At 71.3% G+C, this 21,867-nt stretch carries 24 protein-coding genes; 13 read left to right on the top strand and 11 right to left on the bottom strand.

Annotated elements, in window-relative coordinates:
- Window positions 1–3: 3 nt before the first annotated feature.
- The 3 genes from C6361_RS05460 to C6361_RS05450 are packed head-to-tail and all read right to left on the bottom strand — an operon-like array spanning window position 4 to window position 2,673.
- The gene (locus C6361_RS05460) at window positions 4–807 is read right to left on the bottom strand and encodes an ABC transporter permease (RefSeq protein ID WP_107266977.1); all 804 of its coding nucleotides are present in this window, start codon (window positions 805–807) and stop codon (window positions 4–6) included.
- Between the two features lies 1 nt (window position 808).
- Window positions 809–1,612, bottom strand: coding sequence for an ABC transporter permease (locus C6361_RS05455; protein WP_107270750.1), 804 nt, complete (start codon window positions 1,610–1,612; stop codon window positions 809–811).
- A 23-nt stretch (window positions 1,613–1,635) separates the two neighbouring features.
- Window positions 1,636–2,673 (bottom strand): ABC transporter ATP-binding protein, encoded by a 1,038-nt coding sequence (locus C6361_RS05450; protein WP_304598525.1) that lies wholly within the window; start codon window positions 2,671–2,673, stop codon window positions 1,636–1,638.
- Window positions 2,674–2,880: 207 nt separating this feature from the next.
- Here C6361_RS05450 and shbA point away from each other — a divergent pair, with 207 nt between their 5' ends.
- Complete coding sequence (shbA, locus tag C6361_RS05445) at window positions 2,881–3,459, top strand: RNA polymerase sigma factor ShbA (RefSeq protein WP_107256080.1); 579 nt, start codon at window positions 2,881–2,883, stop codon at window positions 3,457–3,459.
- Window positions 3,456–4,652, top strand: a complete 1,197-nt coding sequence (locus tag C6361_RS05440; protein WP_159079190.1) for a hypothetical protein — start codon at window positions 3,456–3,458, stop codon at window positions 4,650–4,652. The genes shbA and C6361_RS05440 overlap by 4 nt, the downstream gene beginning before the upstream one ends.
- Before the next feature lie 24 nt (window positions 4,653–4,676).
- Here the strand turns inward: C6361_RS05440 and C6361_RS05435 are convergent, their stop codons facing one another.
- The 3 genes from C6361_RS05435 to C6361_RS05425 all read right to left on the bottom strand — a co-directional run bounded on the left by C6361_RS05435 (window position 4,677) and on the right by C6361_RS05425 (window position 6,924).
- Window positions 4,677–5,075 carry a VOC family protein gene (locus C6361_RS05435; RefSeq protein WP_107266974.1) on the bottom strand — a complete coding sequence of 133 codons (399 nt, stop codon included), beginning with the start codon at window positions 5,073–5,075 and terminating at the stop codon, window positions 4,677–4,679.
- A gap of 133 nt (window positions 5,076–5,208) precedes the next feature.
- Window positions 5,209–6,198, bottom strand: a complete 990-nt coding sequence (locus C6361_RS05430) for a glycoside hydrolase family 11 protein (RefSeq protein WP_234359341.1) — start codon at window positions 6,196–6,198, stop codon at window positions 5,209–5,211.
- Window positions 6,199–6,666: 468 nt separating this feature from the next.
- Window positions 6,667–6,924: a carboxymuconolactone decarboxylase family protein gene (locus tag C6361_RS05425; RefSeq protein WP_234359340.1), complete on the bottom strand. Its 258-nt coding sequence runs from the start codon at window positions 6,922–6,924 to the stop codon at window positions 6,667–6,669.
- Here C6361_RS05425 and C6361_RS05420 point away from each other — a divergent pair.
- Together C6361_RS05420 and C6361_RS05415 are read left to right on the top strand one after the other, a co-directional pair.
- Window positions 6,908–7,399, top strand: coding sequence for a hypothetical protein (locus tag C6361_RS05420; protein ID WP_159079189.1), 492 nt, complete (start codon window positions 6,908–6,910; stop codon window positions 7,397–7,399). The two genes, C6361_RS05425 and C6361_RS05420, sit on opposite strands and share 17 nt — an antisense overlap.
- A 117-nt stretch (window positions 7,400–7,516) precedes the next feature.
- Complete coding sequence (locus C6361_RS05415; RefSeq protein WP_107266972.1) at window positions 7,517–8,167, top strand: DsbA family oxidoreductase; 651 nt, start codon at window positions 7,517–7,519, stop codon at window positions 8,165–8,167.
- Window positions 8,168–8,242: 75 nt separating this feature from the next.
- Here C6361_RS05415 and C6361_RS05410 read toward each other — a convergent pair whose 3' ends face one another.
- Window positions 8,243–9,265 carry a DMT family transporter gene (locus C6361_RS05410; RefSeq protein ID WP_234359339.1) on the bottom strand — a complete coding sequence of 341 codons (1,023 nt, stop codon included), beginning with the start codon at window positions 9,263–9,265 and terminating at the stop codon, window positions 8,243–8,245.
- A gap of 205 nt (window positions 9,266–9,470) precedes the next feature.
- Between C6361_RS05410 and C6361_RS05405 the strand changes: the two genes are divergently transcribed.
- Complete coding sequence (locus C6361_RS05405) at window positions 9,471–10,355, top strand: fructosamine kinase family protein (RefSeq protein WP_234359338.1); 885 nt, start codon at window positions 9,471–9,473, stop codon at window positions 10,353–10,355.
- Between the two features lie 183 nt (window positions 10,356–10,538).
- The gene (locus C6361_RS05400; protein WP_107266969.1) at window positions 10,539–12,083 is read left to right on the top strand and encodes an alkaline phosphatase; all 1,545 of its coding nucleotides are present in this window, start codon (window positions 10,539–10,541) and stop codon (window positions 12,081–12,083) included.
- 48 nt (window positions 12,084–12,131) lie between these two features.
- On the opposite strand, the gene C6361_RS05395 is transcribed toward C6361_RS05400, so the two are convergent.
- Together C6361_RS05395 and C6361_RS05390 are read right to left on the bottom strand one after the other, a co-directional pair.
- Window positions 12,132–12,353, bottom strand: a complete 222-nt coding sequence (locus tag C6361_RS05395; RefSeq protein WP_107266968.1) for a DUF397 domain-containing protein — start codon at window positions 12,351–12,353, stop codon at window positions 12,132–12,134.
- Complete coding sequence (locus C6361_RS05390; protein ID WP_107266967.1) at window positions 12,353–13,219, bottom strand: helix-turn-helix transcriptional regulator; 867 nt, start codon at window positions 13,217–13,219, stop codon at window positions 12,353–12,355. The genes C6361_RS05395 and C6361_RS05390 overlap by 1 nt, the downstream gene beginning before the upstream one ends.
- Window positions 13,220–13,686: 467 nt before the next feature.
- Between C6361_RS05390 and C6361_RS38045 the strand changes: the two genes are divergently transcribed.
- Window positions 13,687–14,067, top strand: coding sequence for a hypothetical protein (locus tag C6361_RS38045; protein ID WP_234359337.1), 381 nt, complete (start codon window positions 13,687–13,689; stop codon window positions 14,065–14,067).
- Between the two features lie 93 nt (window positions 14,068–14,160).
- Complete coding sequence (locus C6361_RS05380) at window positions 14,161–14,904, top strand: GH25 family lysozyme (protein WP_107266966.1); 744 nt, start codon at window positions 14,161–14,163, stop codon at window positions 14,902–14,904.
- Between the two features lie 88 nt (window positions 14,905–14,992).
- On the opposite strand, the gene C6361_RS05375 is transcribed toward C6361_RS05380, so the two are convergent.
- Window positions 14,993–15,673, bottom strand: a complete 681-nt coding sequence (locus C6361_RS05375) for a TetR/AcrR family transcriptional regulator C-terminal domain-containing protein (RefSeq protein WP_107266965.1) — start codon at window positions 15,671–15,673, stop codon at window positions 14,993–14,995.
- Between the two features lie 196 nt (window positions 15,674–15,869).
- On the opposite strand from C6361_RS05375, the gene fabG reads away from it, so the two are divergent.
- Genes fabG through C6361_RS05360 form a run of 3 tightly spaced genes read left to right on the top strand, consistent with a single transcriptional unit; the run spans window position 15,870 to window position 18,300 of the window.
- Entirely contained in the window at window positions 15,870–16,628 is a 759-nt protein-coding gene (gene fabG / locus C6361_RS05370) for a 3-oxoacyl-ACP reductase FabG (protein ID WP_107266964.1), read from the top strand.
- 26 nt (window positions 16,629–16,654) lie between these two features.
- The gene (locus C6361_RS05365) at window positions 16,655–17,827 is read left to right on the top strand and encodes an acyl-CoA dehydrogenase family protein (RefSeq protein ID WP_107266963.1); all 1,173 of its coding nucleotides are present in this window, start codon (window positions 16,655–16,657) and stop codon (window positions 17,825–17,827) included.
- The gene (locus C6361_RS05360) at window positions 17,824–18,300 is read left to right on the top strand and encodes a MaoC family dehydratase (protein WP_107256066.1); all 477 of its coding nucleotides are present in this window, start codon (window positions 17,824–17,826) and stop codon (window positions 18,298–18,300) included. Before C6361_RS05365 ends, C6361_RS05360 begins: the two co-directional genes overlap by 4 nt.
- 86 nt (window positions 18,301–18,386) lie before the next feature.
- On the opposite strand, the gene C6361_RS37500 is transcribed toward C6361_RS05360, so the two are convergent.
- Complete coding sequence (locus C6361_RS37500; protein ID WP_199853254.1) at window positions 18,387–19,055, bottom strand: hypothetical protein; 669 nt, start codon at window positions 19,053–19,055, stop codon at window positions 18,387–18,389.
- Between the two features lie 67 nt (window positions 19,056–19,122).
- On the opposite strand from C6361_RS37500, the gene C6361_RS05350 reads away from it, so the two are divergent.
- Both C6361_RS05350 and C6361_RS05345 read left to right on the top strand, forming a co-directional pair.
- Entirely contained in the window at window positions 19,123–19,941 is an 819-nt protein-coding gene (locus C6361_RS05350; protein WP_107266962.1) for a phosphotransferase family protein, read from the top strand.
- Window positions 19,942–20,384: 443 nt separating this feature from the next.
- Entirely contained in the window at window positions 20,385–21,692 is a 1,308-nt protein-coding gene (locus C6361_RS05345; protein ID WP_199853253.1) for a polysaccharide lyase family 1 protein, read from the top strand.
- Window positions 21,693–21,867: the final 175 nt, after the last annotated feature.

The following is a 21,867-nucleotide window of genomic DNA, read 5'->3' as shown; positions in this document are numbered from 1 at the left end:
CGCTCACCCCGCGATCCGTACGGTCGTGGTCGCGCCCCAGATGGCCAGCGACAGGAAGAAGTCGACGATGTTGATCGCCACGATGGCGGTACGCACCGCGCGGCCGACCGCGATGCCGACCCCGGCCGGCCCGCCGCTGGCGTGGTAGCCGTAGTGGCAGTGCACGAGCACCACGATCACGCTGAAGACCAGCACCTTGCCGAACGACCAGAGCACGTCCACCGGGGGCAGGAAGAGGTGGAAGTAGTAGTCGTAGGTGCCCGCCGACTGTCCGAAGTAGAAGACCGCGATGCTCCTGGTCGCCAGATAGCTGGATAGCAGGCCGACCACGTAGAGCGGGATGACCGCGACGAAACCGGCGATCATCCGGGTGGTGACCAGGAACGGCAGCGACGGCACCCCCATCACCTCCAGGGCGTCGACCTCTTCCGAGATCCGCATCGCGCCGAGCTGGGCGGTGAAACCGGAGCCGACCGTCGCCGACAGCGCCAGCCCGGCGACCAGCGGCGCGATCTCCCGGGTGTTGAAGTAGGCCGAGACGAACCCGGTGAAGGCGCTGCTGCCGAGCTGGTCGAGCGCCTGGTACCCCTGGAGACCCACCTCGGTGCCGGTGAAGAAGGTCAGGAAGCAGATCACCCCGACCGTGCCACCGGCGACCGCGAGGGCACCCCGACCGAAGCTGATCTCGGCGAGGAGTCGTACGACCTCGCGGCGGTAGCGGTGCAGCGTCCGTGGCGTCCAGGCGAACGCCCGCAGGTAGAAGGCGAGCTGGCCGCCGAGGTTGTCCAGGGTACGCAGCATCGGCATCTCACATCCCCCGCTGCGGTACGAGCTGGAAGTAGATCGCGGTGATCACGAAGTTCAGGGCGAAGAGGAGCATGAAGGTGAGTACGACGCATCGGTTGACCGCCTCGCCGACCCCCTTCGGCCCGCCCCGCGCCGTCATCCCGTGGTACGACGCCACCAGCGCGGCCACCGCGCCGAAGAGCAGCGCCTTCACCTCGCCGACGACGAGATCGGAGAGTTGACCCAGCGCCTGGAAACTCGCCAGGTACGCCCCCGGGGTGCCGCCCTGCATCACCACGTTGAAGAAGTAGCCGCCGGCCACCCCGACGACGCTGACCAGCCCGTTGAGCAGCGCCGCGACCAGTGCGGCGGCGACGATGCGGGGTGCCACCAGCCGGTGCACCGGGTCGATGCCGAGCACCTGCATCGCGTCCAGCTCCTCGCGGATCTTCCGGGCGCCGAGGTCGGCGCAGATCGCCGAGCCACCCGCCCCGGCGATGATCAGCGCGGTCACGATGGGGCTGGCCTCGCGCACCACGGCCAGCACCGAGGTGGCGCCGGTGAAGGACTGGGCGCCGAGCTGGCGTACCAGGGAACCGAGCTGTAGCGCGATCACCGCACCGAACGGGATCGCCACCAGCGCGGCCGGCAGGATCGACACCGAGCTGATGAACCAGGCCTGCTGGACGAACTCGCGGACCTGGAACGGCCGCCGGACCAGCCCGCGCAGCGCGTCGAGGCAGAAGGCGAAGAAGTGGCCGGAGCCGCGCAGCCCGGCGGTGACCCGGGCCGGACCGGTCTGCCCGGTGCCGGTCGGCGGGTTCATCCGCCCGGTGCCGGTCGGCGGGTTCATCGCAGCGCCTCGGTCGGCTGCCAGACGCTGCCCTGCACACCCTGGAACGAGCCGGCCGGCGGTGTGACGCCGTGCTCCTCGCACCACCGGCCGGGCGGCTGCTCGGCCGGGCGGGACCGCCCGTCGGAGGGGGCGAGTTGCAGCGGGATCGGCGGCAGCGGCGGCAGTTCGACCCCTGCCTCGGCCTCGGCCGCCAACTCGTCGGAGTCCTTCTCCTCGGCCATCCCGATCGGGCCGATCCGCTGGGCGTTGAGGAACTGCCGCACCACCGGTTCGGTACTGGAGAGCAGCATCTCGCGCGGCCCGAACATGGCGAGCCGACCGTGGTAGATCAGCCCGATGTTGTCCGGCACCGTGCGGGCGGTGTTGATGTCGTGCGTGACGATCAGGAACGTCGCACCGGTCCGCTGGTTGAGGTCGATGATGAGCTGGTTGAGATAGGCGGTGCGCACCGGGTCGAGCCCGGAGTCCGGCTCGTCGAAGAGGATGATCTGCGGATCCAGCACCAGCGCCCGGGCCAGCCCGGCGCGCTTGCGCATGCCGCCGGAGATCTCGCCGGGCAGCTTCCGTTCCGCGCCGAGCAGCCCGACCATCTCCAGCTTCTCGTGCACCACCGCCCGGACCTCGGACTCCGACTTGCGGGTGTGCTCGCGCAGCGGGAAGGCGACGTTGTCGTAGATGTTCATCGAGCCGAACAGCGCGCCGTCCTGGAACAGCACGCCGAAGAGCTTGCGGACCTCGTAGAGGGCGCGTTCGGAGAGCCGGGGGAGGTCCCGGCCCTCGATCCAGATCGCCCCACGGTCCGGCTTCAGCAGCCCGACCAGCGTCTTGAGGAAGACCGACTTGCCGGTGCCGGAGGGGCCGAGCAGCACGGAGATCTCGCCCGCCGGCAGGGTCAGGCTGACGTCGGACCAGACCGGTTGCCCGCCGAAGGACTTCGTCAGCCCCTCGACCCGTACCTCGACGCCCATCCGCGCACCCGCCCGCCGCAACTCCCGGTGGACCGTCCGTCCACCGCCGTCTCTGGTGGACATCGCGTCGGGCACGCCGCGCGTAACAGCGAGGGCCGGTAATTCTTCGACCACTTTCCGTGGGTACGCCGTCGAGCCCGCCGGCCCGGCGGAGCGCACCCCGGCGGTGGTGCGATCCGGCGGCTCCCGATACGGTGCGGTTGACCCGCCGGTAACTCCAGGCGTGGTGCCGGACGAAGGTGTGGCCCCGACGAAGGTGCGACCGCATAGATGACCGCAGCACCCGAGACAGATCTCGTCGCACGTGCGGCTCGGCGTGACCCCGAGGCGACGGCGGCACTGCTCACCGAGGTCCGCCCCGGCCTGGTCCGGTACTGCCGCGCCAAGCTCGGCCGGATCGGCGGCGCGTACGCCACCGCCGACGACGTGGCCCAGGAGGTCTGCCTGGCAGTGCTCCGGGCGCTGCCCCGCTATCGGGACCAGGGCCGGCCCTTCTCCGCGTTCCTCTACACGATCGCCGCGCACAAGGTCGCCGACGCGCAGCGGGCCGCCATCCGCGACTCGGCGGTCACCACGGACGCCCCGCTGCCGGACGAGCCGGACGCCGAACCCGGCCCCGAGCAGCGGGCCGTCGCCACCGACCTCGCCCGCCGGCTCTCCGCGCTGCTGGCCCGGCTCCCCGAGGTGCACCGGGAGATCGTGCTGCTCCGGGTGGCGGTCGGCCTCACCGCCGACGAGGTCGGCGTCATCGTGGGGATGTCGGCCGCCGCGGTCCGGGTGACCCAGTCCCGCGCGCTGGCCCGGCTCCGCGCGCTGGCCGGCACCGCCCTGGACGAGGTCGCCGCATGAGTACGCTGCGAAGCGGAGCAGAGCGAGACGACGGTACGGACGCGCGCAGCGACGCCGTGCCGGGGCGGGATGGGACGTTGACCGGTCGGGAGGACCCGCACCTCGATCCGACGACCGACCCCGGTCCGGCGGTGGTCGACGCCGACGAGTTGTTGCTCGACGCGCTGGGGCGGGGCGGACCGGTGCCCGGCGACGACCCGCTGGCCGGGGCGCTCGCCGCCTGGCGCGCGGAACTCGACGCCGACCTCCCCGCCCTCGACCTCGCCAATCTGCCCGCCCTCGACCTCGACGACCTCCCCGCCCTCGACCTCGACGATCTGCCCGCCCTCGGCCTGGACGACCTCCCTGCGCTCGGACCCGCCGATCTGCCCGCCCTCGGCCCCGCCGACCTGCCCGCCCTCGGCGCCGATGGCGCGCCGCGTCGGCTTGGAACGCGTCCGGACGGCCTTCGCCCGCCCCGTCCGGCGGTCCCCGCCCGCCGGCCGCGCCCCGGTGTGGCCGCCGGCCGGACGCCTCCCGGGCGCCCCGGTGCCGCGCCATCCGGCTCCGCCCGCGACGGCTCCGGGCCAGCCGGGTCCCGCCCGCCGCTGCGCCCCGGCCGGCTCCTCCGCCGGCTCGTCCTCTCCGGTGTGGTCGGTGTCGTCGTGACCGCCCTGCTCGGCCTCGGCGTCAACCACGCGGGGCCGGCCAGTCCGCTCTGGCCGGTCGCGGCGGCGGTCTATCCGGACCGGTCCGCGGTCCGCGCCGCCGAGCACACCATCCAACTCGCCCGGGAGGCGCTGGCGGAGCAGCGCTACGCGCAGGCGCGCGCCGAACTGGACCGGGCGGCCGTGCAGGTGACGGAGATCCGTGACCCGGCGGAGGCCGGGCGGCTGCGTACCGAGATCGAGCGGGTCCGGCTCGGGCTGCCCGGGGTGGCGGACCGCTCGGAGGCGCCGGCCGGCGAGCCGTCGACACCGGAGCGACCGGCGCCGACCACACCCGCTCCGGGGCGTACGCCGGCTCCGGCGCGTACCCCTGGCGGCGCCGCACCGCCGACGGTGCGGTCCGGTCCGGCGCAGCCGCCACCGGCGAGCCCGTCCGACCGGCAGGTGCTGCCGCTGCCGTTGCCGCCGGTACTGCCGTCGCTGCTGCCGTCCGGGCTGCCGCTGCTGCCCAGCGGCTGCGTGCTGCTCTGCCCACCCGACGACTGACCGGCCGACGTGGTGTGGCCGGAATCAGCGGGCGCCTTCCTCCACACAGAAGACGTTCCCCTCGGTGTCCGCCAGTACGACGTAGCGGAGGCGGGCTCCCGGTGGCTCCGGGTCGGCGTCGGTGGGGTAGTGGGGCCAGTCGACCCGCCGGGCGCCGAGTGCGACGAGCCGGTCGACCTCCTCGTTCAGGTCGCGGTCGTCGGCGGTGAGGTCGAGGTGGATCCGGGGGAATCGTTCGGCGGGGCTCTCGCTGACGTCCATCGCGATGGCGCTGCCGGAGACACCGGGGGGCGGTTCGAGGACGATCCAGTCGTCCCCGGCGTACCGGGGTGGCCGGCGTACGTAGCCGAGCGCCTGCCGCCAGAATTCTCCGGCCCGCTTGTCGTCGGTCACCCCGAGCGAGATCTGGCTGATCCTCGTCACGCCGGGAGCCTAGCCGGAAACAGCAGTGTGGCGCGGCGGCCGATGGCCGCCGCGCCACAGGAGCGGTGTTCCGGTGTTCGGGTCAATCCGCGCCGCGAGTCACCGTCGGCACCGCATCCCACCCCACCCAGGGTCAGCCGGTTGAGCAGCTCGCGGTGGGTGTGGTGTTGTTGCCGTTCTTGTAGAGCGTGATCCCGAAGTTGTTGCCGTTGCCGTTCGGGCGTGCCGTCAGGGTGCCGCTGCTGCCGCTGACCGAGGCGTTCCAGCTGTTCTGGAGGCTCTGGCTACCGTTCGTGCGGATGCTGACGACCCAGTTGCTGGCGCCGCTGACCGAGAAGTTCACGTTGAACCGGTCGCTCCACTCGTCGGCGCGGCTCACGCTGACCGAGCAGTTGCCTCCGCCACCAGGCGGCGGGGTGGTCGGGTTGGGGCCCGGGTTGGACCCGCCGCCGCCCTCCCGGACGGTGATGTCGGAGCTACCGTTGCTCTGGTAGCCCTCGGTCGCCATGACCTGGTAGGCCCAGCTGGTGCCGAGGTTCAGGCCGGCGCGCGCCCAGGCGTCCATGTGGTTGCCGAAGGTGATCGTGCCGCTGCTGCGCTTCTGCTGCCGGACGCTCCAGTACTGGTAGAACGTGGCGGTACCGTCGATCGACGGCTGGTTCACCCGCTGGCTGCGGAGGATGTCGTAGGTGCCGCCGTCGGTGGTGACGGTGCCCAGCCGGGTGGCGCCGCTGCTCGGGTTGTAGCTACCGAAGTTCTCCACGACGTAGTACTCGATGAGCGGGCTTCGGGTCCATCCGTACAGGGCGAGGTAGGTGTTGTTGTTGCCCGGGTTGTAGGTGCCGGAGTAGCTGACCGTCCGCCGGCTACCGCTGGACCAACCCTTGCCGCCGACCCAGTTGTTGGTGCTGTTGCTCCACGAGCTGGAGTACCGGCCGTTCTCGCGCAGCGTCATGCTGGCGTTGCCGCTGTCCTTCCAGAACGAGAAGTAGAACCCGTTGTGCGTGCCGGTGGCGTTCGAGGTGAGGGTCCGGTCGGCCTCGGCGTGTGCCGGAGTGCTGACCGCCACCGTGCCGGCGACGGCCATCGCTGCGGCGCAGGTGGCACCGAGGAGCAGCCGCATGCGGCCGCGTCCTCTCGGTCTGGTGGGGGTCTGGTTCAGGTCGTTCATGTACTTGCATCCTCCTCGGACGGCTGGCGCGGGGCCAGCAGCGCGGTACGCCCCCGGCGGGGCCGCCGGTGGCCCGTGACGGGCGTGGGACGTCGGAGTCGTACGCGCGGTGGTGGTGGTGGACCGGTCGTCGCGCGGTCGACGACCGGAGGAGCGATCCGTGGTGGTGAGCCATCGACAGATATGGAGGTCTGTTGATGGCGACAGTATTGGTCGGCTTCCGGTCACATGTCAACGCTTCCCGGAAATATTGCGGAAACCCTCTGCTGGTAGCGATTCGCTCCGAGATCGTTTCAGCAGGTCAGTGCGTCGGCTGACCGGTCGGGACAGCGGCGCGTCGGCCGGAACGACGGTCGGGTACCCGAGATCCGGAGGGACGTGACCGAAAGTTACGGAGAACTTCCGGACCATGTACGCCGGTCAGCCCCAGTTCTGCGGGGCCGGCTGCCGGGTGGTGACGTTGATCCGGTTGAAGAAGTTGGTGGTGGCGATCCAGAGCACCAGGGCCGCCAGCTCCCGCTCGTCGAAGTGCTTGGCCGCGTCCGCCCAGATCTCGTCCGGTACGGCGTCGGCCCGGTCGGCCAGCCGGGTGGCCGACTCGGCGAGGGCCAGCGCCGCGCCGGCCACTCCGGAGGCGGACCTGCCATGCCAGCGCGAGATCGTGGACGCCTTCTTCACCGCCGCACGCGGCGGCGAGGTCAGCACGCTGCTCACCCTGCTCGACCCGGACGTGGTGATCCGGGCCGACCGCGCCGCCGTCCGGCTCGGCGGCCGTGCCGAGATGCGCGGCGCGGAGCAGGTCGCCGGCTTCTTCGCCGGCCGGGCGCAGGGCGCGCGGGCGGCCGTCATCGACGGCGCGCCGGGTGCGGTGGTGGTGGTCGGCGGCCGGGTCCGGATCGCCATCAGCTTCGTCGTCGGCAACGGTCGGATCATCGCCGTGGACGCGGTCGCCGACCCGGAGCAGTTGGGCGAACTCGACGTCACCGATGTGGCCTGGTGTCCCGGGCCGCACCCCTGGAATGAACCCGACGCACATCGGGTTACCGAGAAGGAGCAGCAAGGGAGCCTTGATGAGTCTGACCAGGTCGGAGGCGGAATTGGCGGCAGCCGGGTCGGCTGCCCGACCGGCCGCCGAACCGGACGTACCAGGTGACGAGCCGACAGAGCCGGCACCGCTTCCGGCGGTCCCGGGGCTGGTGATGCTCACCGGCGGTGACGACGCCCCGGTGTGCTCGGACGGAACCTGCCGGTAGAACCGAGGAGAAGATCAGTGCAACTCGAAGTCTGGTCCGACATCGTCTGCCCGTGGTGCTACCTCGGGAAGCGGCGGCTGGAGACGGCGCTCGGGCAGTTCGAGCACGCCGACGAGGTCGAGGTCGTCTGGCGCAGCTTCCAGCTCGACCCGTCCTACCCGAAGGGCGAGCCCCGGCCCGTTCCGGAGGCGCTGCGGGAAAAGCTCGGCGCCTCGCCGGCCCAGGTCGCCGCGATGCAGGGGCACGTGACCGCGCTCGCCGCCGAGGAGGGGTTGGACTACCACCTCGACCGGTCGATCATGGCGAACACCTTCGACGCGCACCGGCTGACCCACCTCGCCCGGGAGTACGGGCTCGGCACCGAGCTGCACGAGCGGCTGATGCGGGCCAACCTGATCGAGGCGGAGAACGTCGACGACCCCGAGACCCTGGTCCGGCTCGGCACCGACGTCGGAGTACCGGCCGAGGCGGCCCGCCGGGTGTTGGCCGGCGACGAGTACGCCAAGGATGTCGAGGCGGACATCGCGCAGGCCCGGGCGTTCGGTGCGAACGGCGTGCCGTTCTTCGTGCTGGACCGCAGGTACGGCATCTCCGGTGCGCAGCCGGTCGAGGCGTTCCTCTCGGCGCTGCGTACCGCGCACCAGGAATCGGGTGCCGGGGCCCGCTGAGGCGTCGATGCACCGTGCGCGTCGGGTGGGGTCGGCGGTAGCCTGCCGCACCCGACGCCGATCCGTCGACTAGGGTCACCCGCCATGGGCGCTATCAAGCCGTGGCATCTCCTGACCCTCGTCTGCTGCCTCGTGCCGCTGGCCGTCGTGGTGGCCGGCGCGGCCTGGTACGCCATGCGACGCCGCTGACCGCCCCCGGCGCCGCTCCGCCGCTGACCGCAGTGGGTGCCGCGCCGCCGACGGCAGCGGATGCCGCGCCGTCGACCTGGGGCGTGGTGTCGACGCGGAGTGCACGGCCAGGGCGTTGACCGTCACGATGACGGCGATCCCGGCCCACTCGTGCGGTGCGAGGAGCTGACCGAGGATCACGATGCCGGCCAGCGCGGCGAGTACCGGGTGCACGCTCATGAACACTCCGAAGAGCCGGGCCGGAACGGTACGCAGGGCGACGAGGTCGGCGGCGTACGGCACGACCGAGCTGAGCACGCCCGCCGCGACCGCGTAGAGGATGGCGGTGCCCTCCAGGCGTCCCCGGGCGAGCAGGATCGCCGCGACCGGCAGGTAGAGCGTCGCCGACACCAGGGTCGCCGCCGCCGGTGCCTCCAGGCCGGGCAGCCGGGCGCCGAGCAGCCGGTTGAGCAGGATGTACGCCGCCCAGCACGCCGCCGCGAGCAGGCCGAGCCCCACGCCCAGGTAGTCGCTGGCCGGGCCGGGCAGGACCAGCACGTAGACGCCGAGGCAGGCGCCCGCCGCGCAGAGCAGGTCGAGTCGGGTCCGGGAGCCGGCCAGGGCGACGGCGAGCGGGCCGAGGAATTCCAGGGTGACGGCCAGCGCGAGCCCGATCCGGTCGATCGCGGTGTAGAGGCTGAGGTTCATCGTGGCGAAGACCAGCCCGAGCAGCAGCGTCGGCCACCACTGCGCCCAGGTGAAGCGGCGCAGGTTCGGGCGGGCCGCCGGCCACAGTACGGCCGCCGCGACGAACTGGCGTACCGCGACGACGCCGGCCGGGCCAAGCGTGCCGAACGCGTGCGCACCCACGGCGGCTCCGACCTGGTTGCTCGTACCGCTGCCGATCATCGTGGCGATCCCGCGCAGCATTGACCCGCGCCTCGGGCCGGCCGGGGTGGACGTGGGGTGGCCGGCAGGTCGGCCCGAGCATTCGGTGGTCATCGCTTCAGTGTCGACGGCGTCGACGGCTGCGCGGAAACGCACCGGCTCCGGCCGCTGTCCGCGCTCGCCTTAAGATCTGGCAGGCCAGCAGCAAGATCAGGCGGGCTGGCGGCCGTGCAGGGAGGAGCCTGTCGTGACGAGTTCGACGACGTTCCTGCTGGAGCGTATGCACGGGGCCGGGATGCGGGACGTCGTCACGGTGGAGCCGGCGACGGGTGGGGTGGCGGCGCTCGCCGGCATCGCCACCCGCCGGGACGCGCCGCCGGTCTTCGTCAAGGCGTTCGCCGAGGCGCCGGCCGACGACGTCTTCGTCACCGAGGCCGAGGGGCTGGCCGCGCTGCGCGAGCTGGGCGGCGTGGCGACCCCCGAGGTGGTCCTGGCGGACCGGGAACTGCTGGTCCTGTCGGTGCTGCGGCCGAGGCCGCGCAGCGAGACCTTCTGGGGGCGGTTCGCGCACATGCTCGCCCGCCTGCACACGAGTACGACCCATCCGCGCTTCGGCTGGCACCGCGACAACTGGCTGGGCCGCCGCCGGCAGCTCAACACCTGGCGTGACGACGGCTTCGCGTTCTTCGCCGAGCACCGGCTGCTTCGATGGCTGGGGGAGCCCCGCGTCGAGGCGGCACTCGACCGCGACGACCGGGCGGCGCTGGAGCGGCTCTGCCACCGGCTGCCCGACCTGCTGCCGGAGCGGCCGGCCTGCCTGACCCACGGTGACCTGTGGGCACAGAACATCCTGGCCACTCCGGACGGGCGGCCGGCGCTGATCGATCCGGCGGTCTCCTACATGTGGGCCGAGGTCGACCTCGCCCACGTCTGGTCCACCTCGCCGCCGCCCGAGGCGAAACGGTTCTTCGACGTCTATGCCGAGCTGACCTCCCTCGATGCCGACTGGCAGGTCCGGATGCCGATCGTCCAGCTCCGCCAGCACCTTGCCGTACTGGCCCAGTTCGACGACGACTGGGGCGCGGGCGACCAGATCCGGGCCACCCTCGCCCCGTTCCGGGCCCGAGGCTGAGCAGCGGCCGATCACCGAGAGTAGCGGAGTCGCCGACGCGCGGCTGACGCGGCGTTGGCGCGGGCCGCCGCCGTCGATCGTGCTCCGGTCTGGTCCGGTCCGGTCCGTCGTGGTTTGGTGCGCATCCTCGGCCTGAATGCTAGATGGTTGTGCTATCTAGATAGCGCGGCTACCGTGCCGGTCATGACTTCCAAGCTGACCCGGCGGGGCGTACTCGTCGCGGGTACCGCGGCCGGTCTGGTGGCGGCGGCGGGACGACCGGCGGCGGCATCGACCCGCCGGGTGCGGCCGACTGTGCCGGCGGAGCTGTTCACCCTCGGCGTCGCCTCCGGGGACCCCGCGCCGGACGGGTTCGTGCTCTGGACCCGGCTCGCACCCGAGCCCCTGGAACCGGGCGGGGGCATGCCGCCGGGGCCGGTGCGGGTGCAGTGGCAGGTCGCCGAGGACGCGGGATTCCGCCGGATCGTCCGCAGCGGCACCACGACCGCGGTCGCCGACTGGGCGCACTCGGTGCATGTCGAGGTCACCGGACTGGCGCCGCGCCGGCCGTACCACTACCGGTTCCGGGTCGGCAGCCGGATCAGTCCGGCGGGGCGGGCGTGCACGCTTCCGGGGTACGGCTCGGCACCCTCGGCGTACCGGTTCGCGGTGGTCTCCTGTCAGGACTGGCAGAACGGCTACTACGCCGGCTACCGGCACATCGCCGAGGAGGAGATCGACCTCGTCCTGCACCTCGGCGACTACCTCTACGGGGGCGAGATCACCCCGCAGGGGACCGAGGACACCCCCGGCTATGCCCGCGCCGCGCTGCCGCCGGAGCCGGTCCGGGCCGAGCCGCACACGCTGGAGCAGTACCGGCTGCGGCACGCCCTCTACAAGACCGACCCGCAGTTGCAGCAGGCGCACGCGGCGGTGCCCTGGGCACTCACCTGGGACGACCACGAGGTCGCCCCGAACTGGGGTGGCGGCCAGGCCGCCGATCCCGTCTTCGCCGCCCGGCTGGCCGCGGCCCGGCAGGCGTACTACGAACACCTGCCGCTGCGCCCCGCCGCCCGCCCCGGCCCGCAGTTCCGGCTCTACCGCAGCCTCACCGTGGGCGACCTGCTCCGGCTCAACATCACCGACACCCGCAGTTACCGCGCCCCGGGAGACATGCTCGGCGCCGCGCAGGAGGCATGGCTGACCGGAAGCCTCGCCAACGCCGGCACCCGGTGGAACGTCACCACCGCACAGGTCCTGATGGCCCGCTTCGACTACCAGCCCGGCCCCGGTCAGACCTTCTCGGCGGACAAGTGGGACGGCTACCCGGAGAGCCGGACGCGGCTGCTCGACACGATCGCCGTTCGGGGCGTCCGCAACCCGGTGATGCTCTCCGGTGACATCCACGTCAACATCTTCAGCGACCTGAGGGTCGACTTCGACGATCCCGGGTCGCCCACCGTGGCGACCGAGTTCACCGGCGCCGCGATCAGCAGTCGCGGTACGACCGCCGGGGAGGAGGCGGGGACCCGGGCTCTGATCGCCGCCGAGATGCCGCACGTGCGCTACTTCGCCGGGTACGACCGCGGCTACCTGCTCTGCCAGCTCGACCGGCAGCGGTGGCGTACCGACGTCCGGGCGGTACGCACCGAGGGCTGGCGCGGTCAGGTGACCAGTCCCGACGCGGACGTCCGTACGCTCGCGTCGTACGTGGTGGAGGATGGGCGGCCCGGCGCCGTCCCGCTCTGACCCGACCGCGCCGTCGAGTGGCTGAGCGGAGCCTGTCGGGCGCCGGGATCAGGCGGGCGGGAAGTCGAACTCGCCCTCCTTGGCGCCGGCCAGGAAGGCGTCCCACTCCGGTCGGGTGTAGACGATCACCGCCGCGTCCGGTGCCTTGCTGTGCCGTACGGCGACCCGGCCGGAGCCGTCCAGCAGCGGACCCGCCTCGACACAGCTCCCGCCGTTGCTGTTGCTTTTCGTGCTGATGTGCCAGGCAACCGCCGGCAGGGACTCGCTCATCACAGCTCCTCTGCGATCGTCGCGATCAGCCTCGCCGACCCGGTCGGGTCGAGCGCCATCTGCTGCAACCGAGCGTACGCCTCCGCGTACCGTTTGGATTTCGGCGCTTCCATGAAGAGCCGGCCGCCGAGTGTCTCCGCGTAGGCCACTTCGGGGTAGGGCTTCGGCATTCTGAACAGGACGAATGAGCCGTCGAGGCCCGGGTGTAGGCCGACGGTGGCGGGGAGGACCCGGACCTGCACGTTGGGCCGGCGCAGCAGCTCGCCGAGGTGCTTCAGTTGGCCGCGCATCAACGCCGGGCCGCCGACCGGGCGGCGCAGCACGCTCTCGTCGATCACCGCCGAGACGGTGACCCCGAAATCGGGCTCCAGCACCCGCTGCCGGTCCAGCCGCAACTGCATCCACTTCGCCACCGAGAACGGGGTGGCCCGCTTCCCCTCGGCGTTGCGGATCACCGCCTCGGCGTACTCCGGGGTCTGCATCAGGCCCGGCATCAGCATCGCGTCGAAGGAGCAGATCTGCTCGGCCCGGGTCTCCAGCCAGGGAAAGTCGATGAACGAGGCGTCGACGATCTCGTCGTAGTCGTCGTCCCACCGGTCGGTCCGCCAGGCGTCCTCGGCGAGCTGGATCAGGTGCGCCCGGGTACGCGGATCGTGCTCGCCGTAGAGGTCGAGCAGCGAGACGACCACGCCACGCCGGAACGGCCACTCGGCCCGTTCCCAGCGGGCGACCGAGGAGTAGTCGCGCTCCAGGAATTCGGCGGCGCGTTTCAGGGTGAAGCCGCGCTGCTCGCGCAACTGGCGCATCTGCTGCCCGAGCCACTGGGCACGCAGGGTCTGCACGAAGGATTCGTTTCTCGTCGGCATGATCCACCTTTCGGACGCGATTGGCCGCAGTCAGGGAATTGGTGTCTCTTGCACCAATCCCGGAGCCGCTGGAAACGTGGTCTCCGGGTGAAGGGTGATCACCGGCCCCCGGGAAACTCCGGTGCAAGCACGGCAACCGCGGCTGGGCCAACAGCCGAGAAGGTGACGAGGGCGGGCGTCGCGGGTGGCAGCCGCACTACCGGACCTCGTCGGGTCTCCACTAGAGCGTCGGGATCGGGTCACGACCCCGGCTCCGAACCGACTTGCCGAATACCTATCACGGAAAGGTGGCGGGGCGCGACCCCGAGCATTACTCAATCGACCGATCCACCCTCGGACAGCCCTGGTGCCGTACCGCCGGAAAGGCTGCGGTGTCAGGGCGGGGCGACCCGGCCCGCTCGGCAATCGGGCCGGGTCGCCCCTTCCAATGCCGGACAGTTCTGCGGAGAGGAATCAGCGTGAGTCCGATGCGCCTGTTGAGAACGATCGGCGGCCCGGTGCCGGCGCGGCGCCGTACGCCACCGAACCAGATCGCCGACCGGGTCCTCGATCCGTCGCCCCGGGACGCGGCACCGGCATCCGGCGGGCGGGACGGGGCGGCACCCCGGTATCTGATCCGCCTCCCGGCGACCAGTGCCGACCTCGCCGGGGCGGTCGAGTTGGCGTACGCGCTCGCCCGGTCGATCGGTTTCCTGCCGGAGATCGAGGCGGGGCGGGCCACGGTCTGCGCGGAGGACGCACCGCACGTACACCATCGGGTCTGCTGTGACCTGCTGTTGCCCGGTGGTCGCCGCTGCGCGTCGCGGGCCGACCACGACGGGCCGTGCGCCGCCGAGCCGGCGGACTGATCGGGAAAATTAACTACGAAACCTCTTGTGATCATAGACAGATATCTTCAACTATGGGCGTCGATACCCTCCATACCCCCATCGGGAGGATCGATGAGCGACTCCGGACGCCGGGCCAACCGCCCGGGCCACCTGCTCAGCTCCGTGCTCACCGTGGCCGCGCTGGTCGCCGCCACCCTCGCGGTCACCGCCGGCCCCGCCCAGGCCGCGACGACCCCCGGCATCGACGTGTCGCACTACCAGGGCGCGATCAGCTGGACCAGCGTGCGCAACGCCGGCATCCAGTGGGCCTACATCAAGGCCACCGAGGGCACGACCTTCAAGGACTCGCGGTTCAACACCAACTATCCGGCCGCGCACGCCGCCGGGGTGATCCGGGGCGCCTACCACTTCGCCCGCCCGGCCGCCTCCAGCGGCGCCGCCCAGGCCAACTACTTCGCCAGCAACGGCGGTGCCTGGTCGGCGGACAACCTCACCCTGCCCGGCGCGCTCGACCTGGAGGCCGGCTGCCACGGGCTCTCCCAGAGCGGCATGGTCGCCTGGATCCGCGACTTCCTGAACACCTACCGGGCGCGTACCGGCCGGCACGCCGTCATCTACACCACCACGAGCTGGTGGAGCAGCTGCACCGGCAACTACTCCGGCTTCGCCGGCACGAGTCCGCTGTGGATCGCCCGCTGGGCGAGCGCGCCGGGCGCCCTGCCCGCCGGCTGGGGCTTCTACACGATGTGGCAGTACACCTCGACCGGCAGCGTGCCGGGGATCTCCGGCGCGGTGGACCGGGACTGGTTCAACGGCGCCCGGGACCGGCTGCTGGCCCTGGCCAACAACACCTGACAGCCAAGGCCCTGGCCAACAACACCTGACAGCCAAGCGGATCGGCGTCCCCGTCGCGGCGAACCCCCGGCCGCGACGGGGACGCCGGTCAGCTTTCCGGCAGCGGTGTTTCCGGCAGCGGTGTTTCCGGCAGCGGTGGCAGCGGGCCGACGATCCGCTCGTAGGTCCGGGCCAGACCGTCGATCAGGGCGTCCAGGCCGAGCGCGAAGGCACCCTCGTCGACGCTGCGCTGGTGCTCGGCGAGCCGGTGTGCCTGACCGAGGTGCGGATGCGCGGCGTAGAGCCGCGGGTCCTCGACGAAGCCCCGGGCGAACGAGCCGAGCGCCGAACCGGCGACGAAATAGCGCATCAGCGCGCCGATGTGGGTGGCCCGGGCCGGCGGCCAGCCCGCCCTGACCAACCCCCCGTAGACGGCGTCCGCCATCGCCAGCGCCGCCGGCCGCCGCCCCGGCCCCTGGGCCAGGTACGGCACGATGTTGCTGTGCGCGGCGAGCGCCCGCCGGTAGGAGTGCCCCCAGAGCCGCAGCGCGTCCCGCCAGTCGTGGCTGGCGAAGTAGGAGACGTCGACCTCTGCCGTGATGGCGTCGGCGACCGCGTCGAGGATCTCGTCCTTGGTGGCGAAGTGGTTGTAGAGCGACGGGCCGCGTACCCCGAGTTCGGTCGCCAGGCGGCGGGTGGAGAGCGCCGCCAGCCCCTCGGCGTCGATCAGCGCGGCGGCGGCCTCGACGATCCGCTGCCGGCTCAACAGGGCCTGACGAGGTCGCGGCATGCTCGGTCGCCCTCCTGCTCGGGGCTATGGACGGGCCATTGGCTGGGGGGTCGGGTGGGGGACTGGCGCGGGAAAACTTCCAGCGCTAGTTTAGCGGGCAACGGCCGGGACACCGCCGGCCCGGGTTGCCGGCAGGGCGGCGCTTCGCTCCGAGACGCGCTCCCGGTCACCCGAAGTCACCAGCGAGGAGTGCAACGTGGGCAGATTCGCCGACCGGGTCGCCGTCGTCACCGGGGCGGCCCAGGGGATCGGTGCGGCCACCGCGCGGCGACTGGCCGCCGAGGGCGCCACCGTGGCCGTCGTCGACCTGGCCGCCGAGCGGGCGCGGCAGACCGCCGAGGAGATCATCCAGGCCGGCGGAAAAGCCAGCGGGTACGGCTGCGACGTCACCGACGGCGCGGCGGTGTCGGCCACCTTCGACGAGGTCGTCGCGGCGTACGGCCGGCTCGACGTGCTGGTGAACAACGCCGGGATCACCCGGGACAACCTGCTGTTCAAGATGCCGGCCGACGAGTGGGACGCGGTGATCACCACCAACCTGACCAGCATGTTCCACTGCTGCCAGGCGGCGCAGCGGCACATGGTGAAGGCGAAGTACGGCCGGATCGTCAACCTCAGCAGCCGCTCCGCGCTCGGCAACCGGGGCCAGGTCAACTACGCGGCGGCCAAGGCCGGGGTGCAGGGGCTCACCGCCACCCTGGCGATCGAACTCGGCCCCTTCGACATCACCGTCAACGCCGTCGCACCCGGTTACATCGCCACCGCGATGACCGCGGCCACCGCCGAGCGGGTCGGCGCCACTCCCGCCGAGCACCAGAAGTACGCGGCCGAGCAGACCCCGCTGCGCCGGGTCGGCCAGCCGGAGGAGGTCGCGGCGGTGATCGCCTTCCTGGCCAGCGACGACGCCTCCTACGTCAGCGGCCAGACGCTCTACGTCAACGGCGGCGCACGCTAACCGCTGCTCGGGGAGAGGACGACACCATGGACTTCTCGCTCGGTGACGAGGAGCGGGCGATCCGGGACACCGCCCGGGCGTTCATCCGCAACGAGGTGATGCCGCTGGAATCGGAGGTGCTGCGCCGGGAACGTGCCCACCAGCCCGGACTGCGCCGCGACGAGCTGCGGGAACTCCAGCTCAAGGCGAAGGCGTTCGGCTTCTGGGGCCTGGACACCCCCGAGGAGTACGGCGGGATGGCGCTGCCCGCCGTCACCCAGTCGCTGATCTGGACGGAGATCGGGCGCAGCTTCGTACCGTTCCGGTTCGGCGGCGAGGCGGACAACATCCTCTTCGAGGCCGACCCGGCACAGCGCGAGGAGTTCCTGATCCCCACCATCGAGGGCGACCGGATCTCCTGCTTCGCCATCACCGAACCGGGCGCCGGCTCGGACGTGGCCAACATCCGGCTGCGGGCCCGGCGCGACGGCGACGACTGGGTGCTGCGCGGCGAGAAGACCTTCATCACCAACGGCAACGACGCGGACTTCGCCATCGTCGTCGCGGTGACCGACCCGGACCGCAAGGTGCACGAGGGCGGCGCGACCGCGTTCCTGGTGGACCGGGCGATGGGCTGGACCTCCGAACCCATCCAGACGATGGGGGAGGGCGGGCCGGCGTCGCTGGTCTTCGACGACGTACGCGTGCCGCACCGCAACATCCTCGGCGAGCTGGGCCAGGGCTTCGCCCTCGGCATGCGCTGGATCGGCAAGGGACGCTACCTGATCCCGTCGCACGCCCTCGGCATCGCCGAACGCGCCCTCGGGATGGCGATCGAGTACGCCAACACCCGGCAGACCTTCGGCAAGCCGATCGGCGCCAACCAGGCGATCCAGTGGATGATCGCCGACTCGGAGACCGAGCTGGAGGCGGCCCGCTGGCTGGTGCTCCGGGCCGCCTGGACCGTCGACACCGGAAGCGACTCCCGGCACGCCACCTCGATGGCGAAGCTCTACGGCGCCGGCATGGTCAACCGGGTGGTCGACCGGGTGATGCAGATCCACGGCGGCATGGGCTACACCCGGGAACTGCCGATCGAACGCTGGTACCGGCAGGTCCGGCTGCTGCGCATCTTCGAGGGCACGGACGAGATGCAACGGCTCATCATCTCGCGGGACCTGCTCCGCGGTTACACCAAGCTCGGAGGGCATCTGGAATGAGGACCTTCGCCTCCCTCACCGAACTCGCCGGAGCGGTCGGCGAGCAGCTCGGACCCGGCCCGTGGCACCGGATCGAGCAGGACCGGGTGAACGCGTTCGCCGACGCCACCGGGGACCACCAGTGGATCCACGTCGACCCGGAGCGGGCGGCCACCGGCCCGTACGGGACGACGGTGGCGCACGGCTTCCTCACCCTCTCCCTGCTGCCGGTGCTGGTCGGTCAGCTCTACCGGGTCGAGCGGATCCGGCTGGCGATCAACTACGGGCTGAACCGGGTGCGTTTCCCCGCGCCGCTGCGTACCGGGGACGCGGTTCGGGCCGGCGCGGAACTGCTCCAGGTGGATCCGGTCGCCGGTGGCGGGGCGCAGGTGGTCCTCCGGGTCACCGTCGAGCCGGAGCGGGGCGGCAAGCCCTGCTGCGTCGCCGAGACCGTCACCCGGCTCTACGCCGAGGAGGAGCTGGGCGCGCCCTAGCTGCGGTTCTCGGTCCTGCCCTGCTGCCCAGTGCCACCTGATGTTTGACAGGTGATCTGTGCGCTCGGGTCGACCTTGCGGGGTTGTTACCAACTCCAGAGGTCCTGGCCTTCTCGGCCGGAGGGGTCGAGGGCGAGGAGGTCTTCGTGGAGGCCGTCGAGCTGTCGTCCGGTGATGTGGCCGGTGCGGCTGATCTCGGCCAGCGTCCAGGACGGGACCTCGGCGGTGGCCCGCTCGTCGTCGCCGAGGTGCTGGAGCATCGCGAACACTGTTTCGTAGGCCACGGCTCGGGCTAGCTGGGTGAGATCGGGCCGGCTTGCTCCCGCATCGAGGGCCCGCCTGGCAGCGGGGATGTTTGTGATGCCGTCGTGCCAGCCGTCGATCATCCGTGGCCAGAGTGTGCGTAGGAATCGGTAGCGGGCAAGCTGCGGAAGGTTCTCCTCGATCTCGGAACGGGTCCACCCGTGGGGGTCGGCGCAGCCGAGTTCTTCCAGTACGGCTGCCAACTGTCGTGCCTGGGTTCTGACCTCGGCGGGTAGGCGCTGCAACCAGATCTCCTGCTCTTCCACGTGCAGATTGAAACATTCGCCGGCCCGGGAGGCTGGCTCGTTGTCATGCGGTGACTGGATGCTGTTTGCGGGTCGGTGGGCTTCGGTCTGGGTGAGGGGTTGCTTGGTGATGCGTCGGATGGTGCGGGTGCCGTCGTCGCAGTGGATAGCCAGCTCGGTGGCGGTGACGTCTACCGTGCTGGTCACGCGGGCTTCCTGCCGCAGGGGACCGAATGGCGCTGCTGCGCCGAAAGCGCTGAGTTACGGTGCTCCGATGCAGGCGCATGCGGCCCGGCGGGCAACACAGGCAGCCATGTCGATCGCCTCATCGCTCGGCCTGACCGCCTACGACGCCGCAGTCCTGCACAACTCGAACAAGCTCACCCTGCGTCTGCAGCCCTGCGACGTGCTGGCACAGGTGGCACCGGCGGCGCACCAGTGCGCCCAGCTTGAAGTGGATATCGCTAAGCGACTGTTCGAGGTCGGGAGCCCGGTGGCCGCGCTGGAAGCACCCGAGGTCTTCGTCTGGGACGACTACGTGGTCACTCTGTGGACCTATTACGAACCGGTGACTACTCAAGCGATCCCACCCGCGGATTACGCCAGAGCGCTCGAACGTCTGCACGCCGGAATGCGCCGGGTCGACCTGCCCACCCCGCACTTCACGGACCGGGTTTCCGAGGCCCAGACGCTCGTGGCGGACCACGACCGAACGCCGAAGCTGGCCGACGCGGACCGGAATTTTCTCGCCGGCACGTTGGACCGCCTGCGCGAAACGGTCGGCGATAGCGGCCGACCCGAACAACTGCTGCACGGCGAACCTCACCCGGGCAACCTGCTCTCGACCCCGATCGGCCTGCTCTTCATCGACTTCGAGACGTGCTGCCGGGGGCCGATCGAGTTCGACCTGGCCCACGCACCCGACGAGGTCGGAAATTCCTACCCGGGCGTCGATCACCACCTGCTCCGAGATTGCCGGACCCTCATGCTGGCGATGATCACTACCTGGCGCTGGGATCGTGACGACCAATTCCCCGACGGCCAGAGCCTCGGCATCGAGTGGCTGAGCGAACTCCGGGAGGCGGCCCGGTAAGTTACCGAGTCCCGTCATCGGCACACTCGGACCTCGGCCGACGCAGGAGGCAGGCCACGGAGCGTACGCCTCCCAGTTGGGTGGCGCGCACGGGCGGCGGCTCCTCGGTCGTGGCGCTGTGGTGGGGTGGGCCATTGCTGTCGTCCGCCTTCGCACCGGGACGAGCGGAGGCAGAATCGGGCGCCGGCCGCGCTCGGCTGGCGCCAGATGATGGTGGAGGGGTGTGACCAGGGCGCATGGGGCCGGGCCTGTGACCAGCGGTGGGCGGGCGCGGTCGACGTCTGGATCTGAACACCGACGGGTCGGACCGGTGTCGCGGCGACGGGACCGTTCCGACCGGCACCCTGTCCGGACGTCGGCGGGTTCCGGGGCGTTGACCTGCCGGAAGAAGGCTTGATACCTTTCAATATCGAAGCCCTTCGACGTTTGTCAGGGAGAGTGTCGTGTCGCGAGGAGCCCGCAACCGCACCCTGCTCGTGTGCTACGGGACAGCGGTGATGCTGGCCGCCACCCCGGTGTCGTCGACTGCCGCCCCGCCCGCCGCCGCACCGGCCGAGCAGCCCGGGACGCTGGCGGCGGCGCCGGCCTTCCCCGGCGCGGTCGGGTTCGGCGCCGCCGTGACCGGTGGGCGGGGTGGTGCGGTCTACCACGTGACGAACCTCAACGACTCCGGTGCCGGCTCGTTCCGGGACGCGGTCAGCCAGGGCCCCCGGATCGTGGTGTTCGACGTCGGCGGGTACATCGACCTGGCCTCGCCGCTGAGCATCAAGAGCAACATCACCGTGGCCGGGCAGACCGCGCCGGGTGACGGCGTCGCGACCCGGGGATACCAGGTGTCGCTCTCCAACGCGGACAACGTGATCGTCCGCTACATGCGGTTCCGGCACGGGTTGACGCCGAACCAGAACCGCGACGGCATCACCATCAACGAGGGCAGCAACCAGATCTTCGACCACGTGTCGGTGTCCTGGGGGCGGGACGAGAACTTCTCCATCAACAGCAGCACGAACATCACCGTGCAGAACTCGATCATTTCCGAAGGGCTCGACCCGCACTCCTGCGGCGGACTGATCCAGAGCGACGGGGTGACCCTCTACCGCAACCTGTACGCACACAACAAGACCCGGAACCCCAAGGTCAAGGGCCGCAACCAGTTCGTCAACAACGTCGTCTACAACTGGGGTTCCGACGCGTACATCGAGGGGGACTCGGCCGGTCGCAGCGACGCCAACGTCATCGGCAACTACTTCGTCAAGGGCCCGTCGACCGGCTCCGGCGGCCCGTTCACCCGGGGCAACCTGAACTTCCACATCTACGCGGCCGGCAACTACTACGACGAGGACAGGGACGGCACCCTGGACGGCCGGGCCACGACCACGGCAGACCTCGGCACCGTCGTGGTGGAGCCGGTACCGTTCGCGTTCCCGGCCGTACCGACGTCCTCGGCGGCGGCGGCGCACGCGGCGGTCGTCGAGCAGGCCGGCGCCGCCCTGCGCCGGGACGCCGTCGACCGTCGGCTGATCGCCGAACTGACCCGCCAGACGGGTGCGATCATCACCGACCCCGCCGCCGTGGGCGGGTTCGGGACGCTAGTCGGCGGCACCGTCCCGGCCGACGGCGACCGGGACGGCATGCCGGACGTCTGGGAGCGGTCTGCCGGGCTCAACCCGGCGAACGCCGCCGACGGCGACGACTACGGCGCGGACGGTTACACCAACGTCGAGCGGTACCTGAACAGCCTGGCCCGCTGACCGTTCCCGGCACGGCGCTCTATCGATCCGAGAAAATTACTGGTGCCATCGGTCGACGATGAGCACCTCGTCGTCACCCGGCTCCTCCACGTCCGATATGGGCCATCCAGTCGCGCTGCTCCAGAACGTCGCCAGTTGGTACGAGTCGGCAGGGTCAACGGTGATGTGGCGGAGG

Source organism: Plantactinospora sp. BC1 (assembly GCF_003030345.1).
Classification (GTDB): Bacteria; Actinomycetota; Actinomycetes; order Mycobacteriales; family Micromonosporaceae; genus Plantactinospora.
This window is presented reverse-complemented; position numbering and strand designations above follow the sequence as displayed.

Coding starts and splice junctions, on each gene's coding strand:
- C6361_RS05460 (WP_107266977.1), bottom strand. CDS start 807: ATGCCGATGCTGCGTACCCTGGACAACCTCGGCGGCCAGCTCGCCTTC.
- C6361_RS05455 (WP_107270750.1), bottom strand. CDS start 1,612: ATGAACCCGCCGACCGGCACCGGGCAGACCGGTCCGGCCCGGGTCACC.
- C6361_RS05450 (WP_304598525.1), bottom strand. CDS start 2,673: ATGTCCACCAGAGACGGCGGTGGACGGACGGTCCACCGGGAGTTGCGG.
- shbA (WP_107256080.1), top strand. CDS start 2,881: ATGACCGCAGCACCCGAGACAGATCTCGTCGCACGTGCGGCTCGGCGT.
- C6361_RS05440 (WP_159079190.1), top strand. CDS start 3,456: ATGAGTACGCTGCGAAGCGGAGCAGAGCGAGACGACGGTACGGACGCG.
- C6361_RS05430 (WP_234359341.1), bottom strand. CDS start 6,198: ATGCGGCTGCTCCTCGGTGCCACCTGCGCCGCAGCGATGGCCGTCGCC.
- C6361_RS05410 (WP_234359339.1), bottom strand. CDS start 9,265: ATGCTGCGCGGGATCGCCACGATGATCGGCAGCGGTACGAGCAACCAG.
- C6361_RS05400 (WP_107266969.1), top strand. CDS start 10,539: ATGACTTCCAAGCTGACCCGGCGGGGCGTACTCGTCGCGGGTACCGCG.
- C6361_RS05395 (WP_107266968.1), bottom strand. CDS start 12,353: ATGAGCGAGTCCCTGCCGGCGGTTGCCTGGCACATCAGCACGAAAAGC.
- C6361_RS05390 (WP_107266967.1), bottom strand. CDS start 13,219: ATGCCGACGAGAAACGAATCCTTCGTGCAGACCCTGCGTGCCCAGTGG.
- C6361_RS38045 (WP_234359337.1), top strand. CDS start 13,687: ATGCGCCTGTTGAGAACGATCGGCGGCCCGGTGCCGGCGCGGCGCCGT.
- C6361_RS05380 (WP_107266966.1), top strand. CDS start 14,161: ATGAGCGACTCCGGACGCCGGGCCAACCGCCCGGGCCACCTGCTCAGC.
- C6361_RS05375 (WP_107266965.1), bottom strand. CDS start 15,673: ATGCCGCGACCTCGTCAGGCCCTGTTGAGCCGGCAGCGGATCGTCGAG.
- C6361_RS05365 (WP_107266963.1), top strand. CDS start 16,655: ATGGACTTCTCGCTCGGTGACGAGGAGCGGGCGATCCGGGACACCGCC.
- C6361_RS05360 (WP_107256066.1), top strand. CDS start 17,824: ATGAGGACCTTCGCCTCCCTCACCGAACTCGCCGGAGCGGTCGGCGAG.
- C6361_RS05350 (WP_107266962.1), top strand. CDS start 19,123: ATGCAGGCGCATGCGGCCCGGCGGGCAACACAGGCAGCCATGTCGATC.